Raw genomic sequence first — 13,393 nt, 5'->3', positions numbered from 1 at the left:
TTCCGCGCGTCGTTTTCAGCATAGTGCGTCGCGGGCGATGCGGTCGATGCGGTCGATGCGGTCGATGCGGTCGATGCGGTCGATGCGGTCGATGAAGCGTACTCCGGCCGCCCGCCGCCGATCCAATGAGTTATGCTGAATCGCGTTATAAGCTGCGCTCATATCACGACGATGGATCTCACCCTGCTCCGTGCGTTCGCGACGGTCGCCCGCGAAGGCAACCTGACGCGCGCCGCCGTGCAGTTGCACCTGACGCAGCCGGCCGTCAGCCTGCAGATCAAGCATCTGCAGGAAACGCTCGGCGTCACGCTGTTCACGCGCACGTCGCGCGGGCTGGCGCTGACGCGCGACGGCCAGACGCTGCTGCCGCATGCGGAGCGCGCGCTGGCCGCGGCCGCGGACGTGCAGCGCGCCGCTGCTGCGCTGCGCCACGAAGTGCGCGGCCGGCTGCGGATCGGCACGATCCTCGATCCCGGCTTCCTGCGGCTCGGCGGCTTCCTGCGCGCGCTGGTCGAAACCCATCCGCAGATAGAAACCGCGTTGCGGCACGGGATGTCCGGCTGGGTGCTCGAACAGGTGCGCGCGCAGGCGCTCGACGTCGGCTATTACATCGGCCGGCCCGGCGAGGACGATCCGCGCGACGACGCGCTGTTCCACACGGTCACGCTCACGCGTTTCCAGTACCGCGTGCTCGCGCCGGCCGGCTGGAAGGAGCGCGTGCAGCGCGCGCACGACTGGCGCGCGCTCGCCGCGCTGCCGTGGATCTGGACGCCGCCGGCGTCCGCCCATCACCGGCTGCTGTCACGGCTGTTCGCGGCGGCCGGCGCGCAGCCGGTGAAGGTCGCCGAGGTCGACCAGGAGCAATCGATGCTCGATCTCGTGAAATCGGGGATCGGGTTGACGCTCGCGCGCGACTCGACCGCGCTGGCCGAAGCGCACGTGCATGCGCTGACGATCGTCGAACGCGTGACGGTGCCGACCGAACTGACTTTCGTGACGCTCGCCGAGCGGCGCGCCGAACCGGCGATCGCGGCCGCCCTGCGGCTGATCGAGACCCAATGGGCGATATGAGCGCCGCTGATGCCGGTGCGGCCGATCGCGCACCGGGCACCGGGCGTCGGACTTCGGCGTCCGACGCGCATCAGGTGCCCGATCGGCGCCCGTACATGACGGGCGTTATCGCGAACGGGCGCGAATCGCCGCCCCCGCGACGCGTCGCCGCGTCCCGCCTTCCCGTCACGCCACCATCGCAGGCTTTTTGCTAGATTGTGCCTTCGCACACCGCGAGACCCCTGATTGAAGGAGACCCGCATGGCCCGCAACATCGAGATCAAAGCCCGCGCCCGTGAATTCGACCGGCTGCGCGAACAGGCGGCCAAGCTCGCCGCCGAAGCACCGCTCTTCTACCGCCAGCAGGATTTCTTCTACGACGTGCCGCGCGGCCGGCTGAAGCTGCGCCGCTTCGAGGACGGCACGCCGGCCGAACTGATCTTCTACCAGCGCGACGACCGTGACGGCCCGAAGGCGTCGTACTACACGCGCAGCCCGGTGACGAACCCGGACGCGATGCACTCGCTGCTCGCGACCGCGCTCACCACGCGCGGAATCGTGACGAAGGAACGGCACGTCTACCTCGTCGGCCGCACGCGGATCCACCTCGACCGCGTCGACGGCCTCGGCGACTTCATCGAACTGGAAGTGGTGCTCGGCCCCGACGACGACGAAGCCGGCGGCGAAGCCGAGGCCCATGACGTGTTCGCGAAGCTCGGCGTGGCGCAGGAGGATCTCGTCGCGGTCGCATACGTCGACCTGCTGAACGCCGACGCACGACCCGAAGCGGCCTGATCCGGCCCTGTCCGCGGCGGCGCCTCGCCGCCGGCCCGGCCACCGCGTCAGGCGGCGCCGGGCGCCAGGTGCGCGAGCGGCAGCGCGCCGTTGCGCTTGAAGGTCGTCAGCACGATGTTCGAGCGCACGCTGTCGACGCCCGGCACGCGCATCAGCTTCTTCATCACGAACTGCGACAGCGCATTGAGATCCGGCGCGACGATCCGCAGCAGATAGTCGGCGTCGCCGACCACTGCATGACATTCGAGCACTTCGGGCAGCACGTCGATCTGTTGCTGGAACTGCTCGATGATCGAATCGCCGTGATGCTTGAGCTTCAGGCTCGTGAACGCCGTGACGCCGAGCCCGAGCTTTTCGGGGCGCAGCATCACGCGGTAGCCTTCGATCACGCCGGCCGCCTCCAGCCGCTGCAGCCGCCGGCCGATCTGCGACGGCGACAGCGGCACCTCCTCGCCGAGCTGCTGGTGCGTCGCGCGGCCGAAGCGCTGCAGCACGTCCAGAAGCGCGAGATCGAAGTGATCGAGTTCCAGCATGAGCATTCTCCGCATTGATTCCCATTTTGATGCGCGATTATCGCATCAATAAGCGAATCAGCGCCATCTTTGCGCCCATTCCGCACGTAACCCGCTCTACACTTGCATGGTCCCCAGCCACAGCGTGCAGAGCCTCACCATGTCCACCGTCGTCACCGCGAAACTGCAGGAGCAGTTCGACGCGGGCCTCGAAACCCGCGCCGATTTCACCATCGACCAGCCGCTCGAACGTTATGGCCAGGTCGACCACGCGGTGTGGCAGCAGCTCTATGCACGACAGTCGGCGCTGCTGCGCGGACGCGCGTGCGACGCGTTCGCCGCAGGGCTTGCGAAGATCGACTTGCCGGCCGATCGCGTGCCGTCGTTCGCCGACGTGAATCGCCAGCTGAAACCGGCCACCGGCTGGGAGATCGTCGCCGTGCCGGGCCTCGTGCCCGATCGCGTGTTCTTCGAGCACCTCGCGAACCGGCGGTTTCCGGTCACCTGGTGGATGCGGCGCCCCGATCAACTCGACTACCTGCAGGAACCCGACTGCTTCCACGACCTGTTCGGCCACGTGCCGCTCCTGATCGAGCCGGTGTTCGCCGACTACATGCAGGCATACGGCCGCACCGCGCTCGCGGTCGCGGACGACGAAGCGGCGCTCGCGCGGCTGGCGCGTCTCTACTGGTATACGGTGGAATTCGGGCTGATCCGCGACCCGAACGGCACGAACGGGCTGTCGATTTACGGCGCCGGGATCGTGTCGAGCAAGGGTGAAAGCCTGTACAGCCTCGAAAGCGCGGCGCCGAACCGGCTCGGTTTCGACCTCGAGCGCGTGATGCGCACGCGCTACCGGATCGACACGTTCCAGAAGACCTACTTCGTGATCGACGATTTCGTGCAGTTGTTCGCGCTGGCCGACGTCGACGGCCGTGCGATGGCCGACCGGCTGGCCCCGCTGCCCGAATTCCCGGCCGGCGCCGTGGTCGATCGCGATCTCGTGCTGCATCGCGGCACGGGCGAAGGCTGGCCGGACGACGCTGACGCGTAAGCCCGCGGGCCACGCCGGCGTGGTCCGCGCGCCGGCGCCCCAATGTCCGCCGCCGGATGGCCGTCCCGCAACTATGAAACAATCACCGCTACCGGCTTTGCCGCGTGGCCCTTGCCCGCGTGCGGGCGCCGTTACCGAACGAGGTGCAAGATGATCCACAAGCTCACATCAGAAGAACGCAAGACCCGGCTCGAAGGCCTGCCGCACTGGACGGCCGTGCCGGGCCGCGACGCGATCCAGCGCAGCCTGCGCTTCGCCGATTTCAACGAGGCCTTCGGCTTCATGACGCGTGTCGCGATCAAGGCGCAGGAAATGAACCACCATCCGGAATGGTTCAACGTGTACAACCGCGTCGACGTGACGCTGTCGACCCACGACGCGGACGGCCTGACCGAACGCGACATCGCGCTCGCGACATTCATCGACCAGGTGTGCGCCCACACGGAACCGGCCGCCTGAGACGTTCCTCTACCGCCGCGCGTCTTTCGACGCGCGGCGCGTCAACTTTTCATTTCGATGAACGTTTTCTAGGATGTACTCAGCGAAAGCCTTCAGCTTTCCAAGCCATCCTTAAGGCGCACGTAAGTCTCGTACGCTTTCCGCGCCTTGGGGTCCAAACCTTCCAGTTGCAGCGCGCCTTCGCGCTGTACAATCAGCAGCGCATACGGCTTGGAGAGCGCGCTGGCCTCTTCGCAGAGTTTGAGTTCGTCGCCGCTCGACGGTGAGCGGGCGCGCCAGAAATTGATCGCGGCTTCGAGGTCGTGAATCGAAATATCGGACATGATTGGATTTAATCGTTCGCTGGCCGCCATGCTTGATTGTCAGGCGATGCGGCGCCCCTGTGGAAACGGCGTCGTGCTGTCCGCGTGCCTGAACCGCCAACCCATTGTACTTGAGCGAACTTCATGCGACTCCTTCTGATCGAAGACGACCGCCCCATCGCACGCGGTATCCAGAGCAGCCTCGAACAGGCTGGCTTCACCGTCGACATGGTGCATGACGGCATCTTTGCCGAACAGGCGCTGGCACAAAACCGCCACGAACTCGTGATCCTCGACCTCGGCCTGCCGGGCATCGACGGAATGACGCTGCTCACACGCTTCCGCCAGACCAATCGCCACACGCCGGTCATCGTGCTGACCGCGCGCGACGAACTGAACGACCGGATTCAGGGCCTGAACTCCGGCGCCGACGATTACATGCTCAAGCCGTTCGAGCCGGCCGAGCTCGAAGCGCGCATTCGCGCGGTGATGCGCCGCAGCGGCCCGCACAGCGACATGCCGCGTCCGGAAGTGTCGCTCGGCGGCGTCCGCCTGTCGGGCGTCGATCGCCGGATCTTCAACGACGACAAGCCGCTGGAACTGTCGCCGCGCGAATTCGCGGTGCTCGAAATGCTGCTGCTGCGTCACGGCCGCGTGGTCAGCAAGGCCCAACTGCAGGATCACCTCACGCACTTCGGCGGCGATCTCGGCGACACCGCGATCGAAGTCTACGTGCACCGGGTGCGCAAGAAACTCGAGCAGTGCCGTGTCGAAATCGTCACGGTGCGCGGCTTCGGCTACCTGCTGCAGGAAATCCGCCAGACCGCGAGCGTCTGAGCGGCGCCGCACGCCGGCCGGCCGCGTGCCGCCGGCAAGCCGCCCGCCCGCGTCGCCGTCCGACGCACGTCCGCGCCGCTCCCCGTGAGCGGCGCTTATCCATTTGCCCGTCGAAATGTCTTCTGATCCGGCTGTCACCACCAGCCTGCGCCGCTCGCTGCTTCGCCGCCTCGCCGCGCCGCTGTCGATGCTCGCGCTGATGAGCGGCCTGATTGCCTATTGGCTCGCGTGGCAATACACGCAGCACGTGATCGACCGCTCGCTCGCCGATCTCGCCACCGCCATTTCAAAACAGATCCAGATCGCCGGGCCCGACGCGCCGTTCACGGTGCCGCCGCTCGCGCAGGCGATGTTCTCCGATCCGGCGGAGGCGCTGATCTACCGGATCAGCGACGGCGAACAGGAACTCGCCGGCGACCCGAAGCTGCCGCTGCGCGGCATCAACGTGCGCCGCATGCATCACGCGTACGTATTCGAGGCCGAGTACGACAATCGTGCGGTGCGCGTCGCGCAGGTGCGCGTCGACGATGTCGAGGGCGGCAAGCCGATGGTGGTCGAGGTCGCGCAGCCGGTGCGGCACCGCTACCGGATCGCGGCCGAATTCCTCGTCGCGATCATGATGCCGCTGCTTCTGTTGCTGCTCGCGGGCTGGGGCATCGTGTGGCGGGTCGTGAACCAGCAGCTCGGCCCGCTCACGCATCTCGCCGATTCGCTGAACCGGCAGACCCACACGTCGCTGGAGCCGGTCGACGAGACCGACGTGCCGCTCGAGATCCGGCCGCTGACGAGCGCGATGAACGCGCTGCTCGGCCGCCTGAAGACCGCGCTCGACGCGCAGCGCAAGTTCATCGCGGATGCCGCGCACCAGTTGCGCACGCCGCTCACGGCCGTGAAGCTGCATGCCGAGCAGGCCGCCGTCGCGCGCGACCCGCAGCAGACCTACGCGGCGGTGCGCGAACTGCGCGCGGCCGCTGACCGCGCGGTGCGGCTGTCGAACCAGTTGCTGTCGCTCGCGCGTGCGGAGCCGGGCGAACAGGCCGCGCGTTTCGTCGACGTCGACCTGGCCGCGATGGCGTTCGAGACGGGCGCCGAGTGGGTGCCGCGCGCGCTCGCATCGCATGTCGACCTCGGCTTCCAGCGCAGCGACGATCCCGGCGAAGACGAAACGCTGAACGTGCGCGGCAACCCCGTGCTGCTGCGCGAGGTCATCGCGAACCTGCTCGACAATGCGCTGAAATACGTGCCGCTCGCACGGCCGGCTGGCGCGCGGATCACGGTGAACGTCGCGCGCGGCGCGCTCGAGGACGGCCAGCCGGCCGCCGAGATCGTCGTCGAGGACAACGGCCCCGGCGTGCCGGCGAGCCAGCAGGCCGACCTGTTCAAGCGCTTCTTCCGCGGCGATGCGCAGAGCGGCAACGGCGTCGAGACGGGCGCCGGGCTCGGGCTCGCGATCGTGCACGACATCATCGCGATGCACGGCGGCACGGTATCGTACGAGGATGCAGCGGAAGGCGGTTCGCGTTTCGTGGTGCGGGTGCCGCTCGCCAGGCGCACCGCGAAGCCGGCGAGCGAGACGCCGGCCGCCGCGCCGATGCACTGAAGCGCGCGCGCTGGCCCGTATCGGGCGGGACGGACGGCCGCGCGGCGGCCATCCGGTGAAGGTGAAGCAGCCGCGCACGATGCGCGGCCGCGCCGGTCACTTCTTCTTTTTCTTGTCCTTCGCGCCGGACTCCGAATTCCGGTCCTTCTTCTTTTTCTTCTTGCCGTCGTCGTCCGGCGTGGCGAGCAGTGTGCCGCGACACGCGGCCGCGCCGCAATGGCACGCGTATTCGCGCTTGAGCTTCTTCGTCAGCTTCTCGTCGATCACGAGGCCATAGTCGTAGAACAGTTCTTCTTCCGGCCCGATGTCGCGCAGCGCGTGGATGAACACGCGGCCCTTGATCTCCTCGGCCTCGCAGTTCGGCGCGCACGAATGGTTGATCCAGCGCGCGCTGTTGCCGTCGATCTTGCCGTCGATCACGCCGCCCTCTTCCAGTGCGAAGTAGAACGTATGATTCGGCTCGTTCGGGTCGTGCGGATGGCGGCGCAGCGCTTCCTTCCACGAAATTCGCTCGCCCTTGTATTCCACTACGCGTTCGCCGGCCTTGATCGGCTCCACCGCGAACACGCCCTTGCCGTGTACTCCCGAGCGGCGCACCGCGATCCTGCGTGAACTCATCGAACGAATCCTTTGAAGACGACTTGAATGGAAGACGGCCGCGTTTGCGTCCTGCGCGGCCCTGCGTCGCGCGAAACGAAAACGCGGCACCGGTCGGTGCCGCGTCGGGGCATGCGGCGAATCACCCGCATCCTACACGTTCACGATTGCTTCGTTCAACATCGCGCGCAATATCGCGCGCATGACGCTCAGCGCTGGCCGAATGCGATGTCGCCGAACAACGTCTTGTGCTCGCGCGGCTGCGAACGCCAGTACTGCGGCGGCGCCGAAACCTGCGCGCCGAGCTCGGCGGCCGCATGCCACGGCCAGCGCGGGTCGTACAGCATCGCACGCGCCATCGCGACGAAATCGGCGTCGCCGGACTCGATCAGCCGGTTCGCATGCGCGGGCTCGTTGATGAGGCCGACCGCGATCGTCGGCATCCCGACCGCGCGCTTCACCGCCTGCGCGAACGGCACCTGGTAACCGGGCGACAGCGGAATCTTCTGCAGCGGCGACACGCCGCCGGACGACACGTCGATCCAGTCGCAGCCGCGTTGCTTCAGTTCGTGCGCGAACGCGATCGTATCCTCGAGTTCCCAGCCGCCCTCGACCCAGTCGGTCGCCGACACGCGCACGCCGACTGGCCTGTCATCCGGAAATGCCGCACGCACGATCTCGAAGATCTCGAGCGGAAAGCGCATCCGGTTTTCTCGCGAGCCGCCGTATTCGTCGGTGCGCTGGTTCGAAAGCGGCGACAGGAACTGATGCAGCAGATAGCCGTGCGCCGCGTGCACCTCGATCGCATCGATGCCGAGGCGCGCCGCACGCTTCGCGGCCGCGGCGAACGCTTCGCGGATCCGGTTCAGGCCGGCCGCGTCGAGCGCGAGCGGCGGCGTCTCGCCGTCCTTGTGCGGTAACGCCGACGGCGCATGGGGCAGCCAGCCGCCATCGGCGACGGACACGAGCTGGCCGCCGTTCCACGGCACCTCGCTCGACGCCTTGCGCCCCGCATGCGAAAGCTGCATCGCGACACGGACCGGCGAATGCTTGCGGATCGCCGCCAGCACGGGCTTGAGTGCCGCTTCGGTCACGTCGTCCCACAGGCCGAGGTCGCCGGCCGTGATGCGCCCGTCGGGTTCGACGGCGGTCGCTTCGATGCAGAGCAAGCCCGCACCGGACAGCGCGAGATGGCCGAGGTGAATCATGTGCCAGTCGGTCGCCTCGCCGCGCTCGGCCGAGTACTGGCACATCGGGGAGATCACGATCCGGTTCGGAAGGGTCACGCCGCGCAGCGTGAACGGAGAAAACAGCGCAGTCATGGATACCGCTCGCCAGGAAAGGGGAAGAGCGGACCAGCGTAGCATGCGGGCTCGAAGCCTGCTGGCGGCCGATTCGGCAGTAAGCGGATGGTCAGGCAGGGCCGGCATGCAGCCGGCAGCGAGGCAGCGCGCACGCGGCGTACGGCGGTGCATCGGCCCGCAATGCCGCTCGCCCGGGATCAAAGCCCGACGCTGTCGAGCCACTCGCCGAACATGCGTCGCGCCGCCGTCTCCAGCACGGGACCATGCTGAACGGTGTCGGCGCGCAACTGGCGCGCGTCGATACCGGGCGTCGACGCGATTTCGCCGGCGTTGCCGATCAGCCAGGGTTCGAAGCGGTCGGTGCGGATTTCAGGATGACATTGCAGCGCCAGCACGTGCTGCCCCCACGCAAACGCCTGGTGGCGGCACGCCGGTGTCGATGCGAGATGGATCGCGCCGCCCGGCAGGTCGAACGTATCGCCATGCCAGTGCAGCATCGAGGTCGCCGCGCCGTCGAGGTGGCGCAGCGGTGACGCGCGGCCGGCGTCGGTGAGCGTCAGCGGCGCCCAGCCGAGTTCCTTCTGCGCAGCCGGATAGACGCGCGCACCGAGCGCGCGGGCGATGAACTGCGCGCCGAGGCAGATGCCGAGGATCGGCAGTCCGGCGTCGATGCGCTGGCGCACGAGTGCCGCGAGCGGCGCGATCGACGGATACTGCGCGTCCTCGTACACGCTGAGTGGCCCGCCGAGCATCACGAGCAGCGCCGGCTTGAGCGCATCGAGCGCCTCGACGCGCGACGATCCGACGTCGACGTAGCGCACCCGCCGCCCGCGCTCTCCGAGCACCTGCTCGAAGCTGCCGAGGTCCTCGAAATGCACGTGGCGGATCGCCACCACTTCAGCGTTCATCATCGGCCTCCCGGTCGATCGACGGACGTCAGCCGGCGAATACCTTCCAGGTCTTCTTTTGCGTCGCCGCGTCGGCTTCTTCGTGCACCGAACAGTCGAGACGCAGATCGCTGTCGGCCATCGACAGATCGAGCGCCGCGCAGTGATGCACGGTCTTCTTCGACTGCTTGCCCGGCTGGAAATGCGCGCACGTCAGGCACATGCGCTGCGGCGGCGTCGCACCGGCCACCTGCAATTCGCGCAGCGTCTTCAGCAGCGCGCGGTACAGCGTGCCCTGCTCGTCCGCGCCGAGCTTGCCGACCGCTTTCGTCAGGAATTCAGGCCATTGCAGCGCCTTCTTCGCCGCGGTACGGCCGCGGGCCGACAGGCGCACGGCGAGCGCACGGCCGTCGTCCAGTGCGCGACGCTTCTCGACGAGACCCTTCGTCTCGAGCGTGCTGACCGCATCGCTGGTGGTCGCAGCCGTGAGCTGCGTCTCGCGCGCGATCTCGCCGAGCCGCATCGGGCCCTTGCGTTGCAGCAGCAGCACGAGGATCTCGCCCTGCGTCGGCGTGAGGCCTGCGCCTTCCGCCCAATCCCATGCCTGGCTTCGCATGGCCGTACTCAATCGCAGCAAGCTGTGGGTCACACGTCCCGAAGCCTGATTCCCGTAAACGCCTTCGCTCATAGTCTTTTCGCTTTGCCGCCGCCCGGATCGCCGAGCAGCCGTAGTGTGGAGATCGAATGTCATCTCAAAACAGACGCTCGTTGAGGAGCGTCGACACGGCCGTCGCGAGGCACACGCGGCGGTCGCGTTCGCGGCGACCGGTGAGACACGGGTCGTTCCGGTGTCCGCAAAGCCGACATTCTAAGCGAGAGCGGAAAATCGCACAGCTAAGTTATCCCCTGCATTCTGTGGAAAATCGCTGGATAACCGGATTTTTTCGTTGTGCCGGCAATCTCTGCCGACCCCACAACCGAACGCGCAAACATTTTCCTGTTCGAATCGGCCATCGTGCCGACGGCACCGGCCCACCGGGTTATCCATCCCGCAGAGCGTTGACTTTGAAGCGGAATATCGGGTTATCCACAGATTTTCAGGACGACTGGCGACGCGCTGTGCACGAATCGGCATCGAACGACATTCAGCGAATCGCCGCGCGGTCGAGTCTGTAATCTGCAAAACATTTTTTCATTCGCGCCAGCGCAGGCACTGCTGGCGGACCGTCTCGTTCAGCGATTTTTCCTGTTTGAAAACGGTTCTCAACCACGATGCGTCATTCACGCGCGCCTTCGCGAGCGCGCCGATCTCGTCGAGCGCCGCGCGCGAGCCGAGCGCGGCCGCATGCGGCGCGATCCGGTCGAGCGTGTCGAGGATGTCTTCCGCGATCGTGCGGCGCTCACCTGTCTGAGGATTGACGCAGGTGCCCTCGAGCCCGAAGCGGCACGCTTCGAAACGGTTGAATGTGTAGACGAGATAGTCGTCCTCCGACAGCTTCAGCGGCCGGTCGGTCAACAGGTAGCGCGCGAGCGTCTGGATGTAGCAAGCGATCGCGGCCGCGCGATCGACCGACAGCGGCGTGTCCATCACGCGCACCTCGATCGTCCCGTACCCGGGCTTCGGCCGGATGTCCCAGTAAAAGTCCTTCATCGAGTTGACGACGCCCGTGTTGACCATCTTCATGAAGTACTCCTCGAAGCTGTCCCAGGTCAGCACGAACGGCGCGCGGCCCGACAGCGGGAACGCGAACACCGAATTCAGGCGCGCCGAATGGAAGCCGGTGTCGACGTTCTGCACGAACGGCGACGACGCGGACAGCGCGATGAAGTGCGGAATGAAGCGCGACATCGAGTGCAGCAGGAACAGCGCGCTGTCCGGATCGGGACAGCCGATGTGCACGTGCTGGCCGAACACGGTGAATTGCTTCGCGAGATAGCCGTACAGCTCGGAGATGTACTGGAAGCGCGGCGCGTCATAGATCTGTCGATCGCTCCACTGCTGGAACGCGTGCGTGCCGCCGCCGGCGAGCCCGACGTTGAGCTGGTCGGCCGCCTTCACGAGCACGTCGCGGATCGCGTGCAGTTCGCCGACCGCCTGCTCGTGCGAATGGCAGATGCCGGTCGACAGCTCGATCATGCTCTCGGTGATTTCGGGCGTGATGTTGCCGGGGAAGGTCTCGCCCTGGATCAGGCGCATCAGGTCGGATGCCGCCTTGGTCAGGTCGTAGTTGTGCGTGTTGACGACCTGGATCTCCAGTTCGACGCCGAACGTGAACGGTTCGGAATTGACGAATGTTTCGAGTGCCATGGCAGGTTCCGGAAATCAGTTGCCGTCGCTGCGTTCGCTGACCGCCGACAGGCAGCGGTAGACGACGAACGGGCTGACGAGCTGCAGGATCACGATCGTGCACATCACGATCGCGCGCAGGTGCGGGTCGAAATTCGGATAGAGCTGGTAGGTGTCGTCGACGAGCAGGTACGACAGCGCGGACATCGGCGTGAGCGCGATGCCGAGCGCGATGCCCTGCTTCATCCCGATGCCGCTCGGCTTCGCGAATGCGACGACGCCGGCCAGCTTCGCCACGAGCCGCGTGACGATCAGCGCGATCGCGAGCAGGCCGCCGAGCGCGATGTCGCCCCACGTGAACGACGTGAGCGTCAGCACGAACAGCACCACCGTCAGCAGCCAGCCGGCCGTGCCGAAATGCTCGGGCCACAGCTGCGGCCGCGCTTCGAGGTTCTTCACGATGATGCCGGCGAGCAGCAGCGTGAGCAGCGTCGACAGCTTCAGCGCCTGCGCCACCGCGATCGCAAGCATCACGAGCCCGAACAGCGCGACGAACGAATGCTCGTCACGCATCGTCGAGGTCATGTGGCGGAACAGGTAATTGCACGCGCGCGCGACCAGGTACGCGACGATGAACGAACCGGCGATCAGGTAGACGGGCTGCAGGATCGTCGCGAAAACGTTCCCGTACGCCTCCTGGTGGAGCCAGCTCGTGACGAGCTTGGTCAGCACGATCGCGTACACGCTGTTCAGCGCGGTCAGCGTGATGAGGCGCTGCGACACCTGCCCTTCCGCGCGCAGTTCGGTCTTGAGCTGGATCACCATCGACGGCGACGTCGCGATCGCGATCGCCGACAGCACGAGCGCGACCATGCCCGACACGCCGAGCGCGAGCATCACGAACAGCACGAGCACGAACGTCAGCGTCGCCTCTGCAAGGCTCGACGCAATGAGCCACGGGTTGCGGCGAATCCATTTCAGGTCGAGACGGCTGCCGAGCTCGAACAGCAGCAGGCCGAGCGCGACGTCGATCAGCAGCCGCGAGGTTTCGTCGGTGCTTGCGTCGATCACGCCGAATCCGAACGAACCGGCGACGAGACCGATCACCGCATAGCCGGTGATGCGCGGCAGCCGCCATGCGCGGTAGCACAGCTCGCCGCACAGACCGGCCGCGAACAACGCGAGGCCGGCCCAGAACACGGCATCCGGCGCGAGCGGCCAGTTGGGCAGGAATGAGAACGCCGACTTCATCGTGGTGACTTCTCCTTTGGAAGCAATCGCCAGCGGCGCGGAATCAAGCGTCAGAGATGAGATGCGCGCCGGCTGGGTATCGCCCCGAATGTGATTGTTGTGGTCGACGACGGCTGGACATGGGATCCGCCTTTTTCCGCCGTCCGGCGGAACTGTCGTTCAGGCTGCCGATCTGGATTGTCGGCCTGGTGTGTGAACGGACTGCGCAGTCTCGAAGATTCAGATTCGAAATCGTGCCGACCGTTCCATTGAAGCATGTCCGGCGCCTGGCCGAACGAACGCGAAGGAAACCGATTGTGCCACAGCTTTTTCGCTCCGGAACCGATCGAATCGACTCGCGGCCCTGTGAGGCACCACAGGTCTTTGGTTTCAATGGTTTACTTGTATATATACGTAGTAGAAGTTAACAAGACGCGCACAGTTCTGTGGATAACTTTGGTTTACGCAACAAGATCAAG

15 protein-coding genes are annotated in these 13,393 nt (G+C 66.4%); 6 read left to right on the top strand and 9 right to left on the bottom strand.

The window, feature by feature from the left end; all coding sequences use genetic code 11:
- Window positions 1-15 precede the first annotated feature (15 nt).
- Window positions 16-162, bottom strand: coding sequence for a hypothetical protein (locus ACV22W_RS14870; RefSeq protein WP_448020126.1), 147 nt, complete (start codon window positions 160-162; stop codon window positions 16-18).
- A 9-nt stretch (window positions 163-171) separates the two neighbouring features.
- Between ACV22W_RS14870 and ACV22W_RS14865 the strand changes: the two genes are divergently transcribed.
- Window positions 172-1,071 carry a LysR family transcriptional regulator gene (locus tag ACV22W_RS14865; RefSeq protein ID WP_448020125.1) on the top strand — a complete coding sequence of 300 codons (900 nt, stop codon included), beginning with the start codon at window positions 172-174 and terminating at the stop codon, window positions 1,069-1,071.
- 240 nt (window positions 1,072-1,311) lie between these two features.
- Complete coding sequence (locus ACV22W_RS14860; RefSeq protein ID WP_448020123.1) at window positions 1,312-1,845, top strand: class IV adenylate cyclase; 534 nt, start codon at window positions 1,312-1,314, stop codon at window positions 1,843-1,845.
- Between the two features lie 47 nt (window positions 1,846-1,892).
- On the opposite strand, the gene ACV22W_RS14855 is transcribed toward ACV22W_RS14860, so the two are convergent.
- On the bottom strand, window positions 1,893-2,378 hold the full coding sequence (locus tag ACV22W_RS14855; protein ID WP_006408082.1) for an Lrp/AsnC family transcriptional regulator: 486 nt from the start codon (window positions 2,376-2,378) through the stop codon (window positions 1,893-1,895).
- 106 nt (window positions 2,379-2,484) lie between these two features.
- On the opposite strand from ACV22W_RS14855, the gene phhA reads away from it, so the two are divergent.
- Window positions 2,485-3,411: a phenylalanine 4-monooxygenase gene (gene phhA / locus ACV22W_RS14850; RefSeq protein WP_448020121.1), complete on the top strand. Its 927-nt coding sequence runs from the start codon at window positions 2,485-2,487 to the stop codon at window positions 3,409-3,411.
- Between the two features lie 150 nt (window positions 3,412-3,561).
- Window positions 3,562-3,870, top strand: coding sequence for a 4a-hydroxytetrahydrobiopterin dehydratase (locus tag ACV22W_RS14845; protein WP_059531247.1), 309 nt, complete (start codon window positions 3,562-3,564; stop codon window positions 3,868-3,870).
- Window positions 3,871-3,962: 92 nt separating this feature from the next.
- Here ACV22W_RS14845 and ACV22W_RS14840 read toward each other — a convergent pair whose 3' ends face one another.
- The gene (locus ACV22W_RS14840) at window positions 3,963-4,193 is read right to left on the bottom strand and encodes a DUF3717 domain-containing protein (protein WP_006756491.1); all 231 of its coding nucleotides are present in this window, start codon (window positions 4,191-4,193) and stop codon (window positions 3,963-3,965) included.
- A gap of 123 nt (window positions 4,194-4,316) precedes the next feature.
- Between ACV22W_RS14840 and ACV22W_RS14835 the strand changes: the two genes are divergently transcribed.
- Complete coding sequence (locus tag ACV22W_RS14835; protein ID WP_006401494.1) at window positions 4,317-5,009, top strand: response regulator; 693 nt, start codon at window positions 4,317-4,319, stop codon at window positions 5,007-5,009.
- 115 nt (window positions 5,010-5,124) lie between these two features.
- Window positions 5,125-6,609 carry a sensor histidine kinase gene (locus tag ACV22W_RS14830; protein WP_448020120.1) on the top strand — a complete coding sequence of 495 codons (1,485 nt, stop codon included), beginning with the start codon at window positions 5,125-5,127 and terminating at the stop codon, window positions 6,607-6,609.
- A 96-nt stretch (window positions 6,610-6,705) separates the two neighbouring features.
- On the opposite strand, the gene ACV22W_RS14825 is transcribed toward ACV22W_RS14830, so the two are convergent.
- The 6 genes from ACV22W_RS14825 to ACV22W_RS14800 form a co-directional block, all read right to left on the bottom strand.
- Complete coding sequence (locus tag ACV22W_RS14825; protein ID WP_448020119.1) at window positions 6,706-7,227, bottom strand: SET domain-containing protein; 522 nt, start codon at window positions 7,225-7,227, stop codon at window positions 6,706-6,708.
- Window positions 7,228-7,415: 188 nt separating this feature from the next.
- On the bottom strand, window positions 7,416-8,528 hold the full coding sequence (locus tag ACV22W_RS14820) for an NADH:flavin oxidoreductase/NADH oxidase (protein WP_448020118.1): 1,113 nt from the start codon (window positions 8,526-8,528) through the stop codon (window positions 7,416-7,418).
- 179 nt (window positions 8,529-8,707) lie between these two features.
- On the bottom strand, window positions 8,708-9,418 hold the full coding sequence (locus tag ACV22W_RS14815; protein ID WP_059814675.1) for a glutamine amidotransferase: 711 nt from the start codon (window positions 9,416-9,418) through the stop codon (window positions 8,708-8,710).
- Window positions 9,419-9,446: 28 nt separating this feature from the next.
- The gene (locus tag ACV22W_RS14810; protein WP_059531266.1) at window positions 9,447-10,085 is read right to left on the bottom strand and encodes a MarR family winged helix-turn-helix transcriptional regulator; all 639 of its coding nucleotides are present in this window, start codon (window positions 10,083-10,085) and stop codon (window positions 9,447-9,449) included.
- A gap of 504 nt (window positions 10,086-10,589) precedes the next feature.
- Window positions 10,590-11,705, bottom strand: a complete 1,116-nt coding sequence (locus ACV22W_RS14805) for a YbdK family carboxylate-amine ligase (RefSeq protein ID WP_174380320.1) — start codon at window positions 11,703-11,705, stop codon at window positions 10,590-10,592.
- A 15-nt stretch (window positions 11,706-11,720) separates the two neighbouring features.
- Window positions 11,721-12,935, bottom strand: coding sequence for a cation:proton antiporter (locus ACV22W_RS14800; protein WP_059531269.1), 1,215 nt, complete (start codon window positions 12,933-12,935; stop codon window positions 11,721-11,723).
- Window positions 12,936-13,393: the final 458 nt, after the last annotated feature.

The organism is Burkholderia sp. AW49-1 (assembly GCF_053427845.1).
The sequence above is the reverse complement of the archived record's forward strand: the minus strand, read 5'-3'. Positions and strand labels throughout refer to the sequence as shown.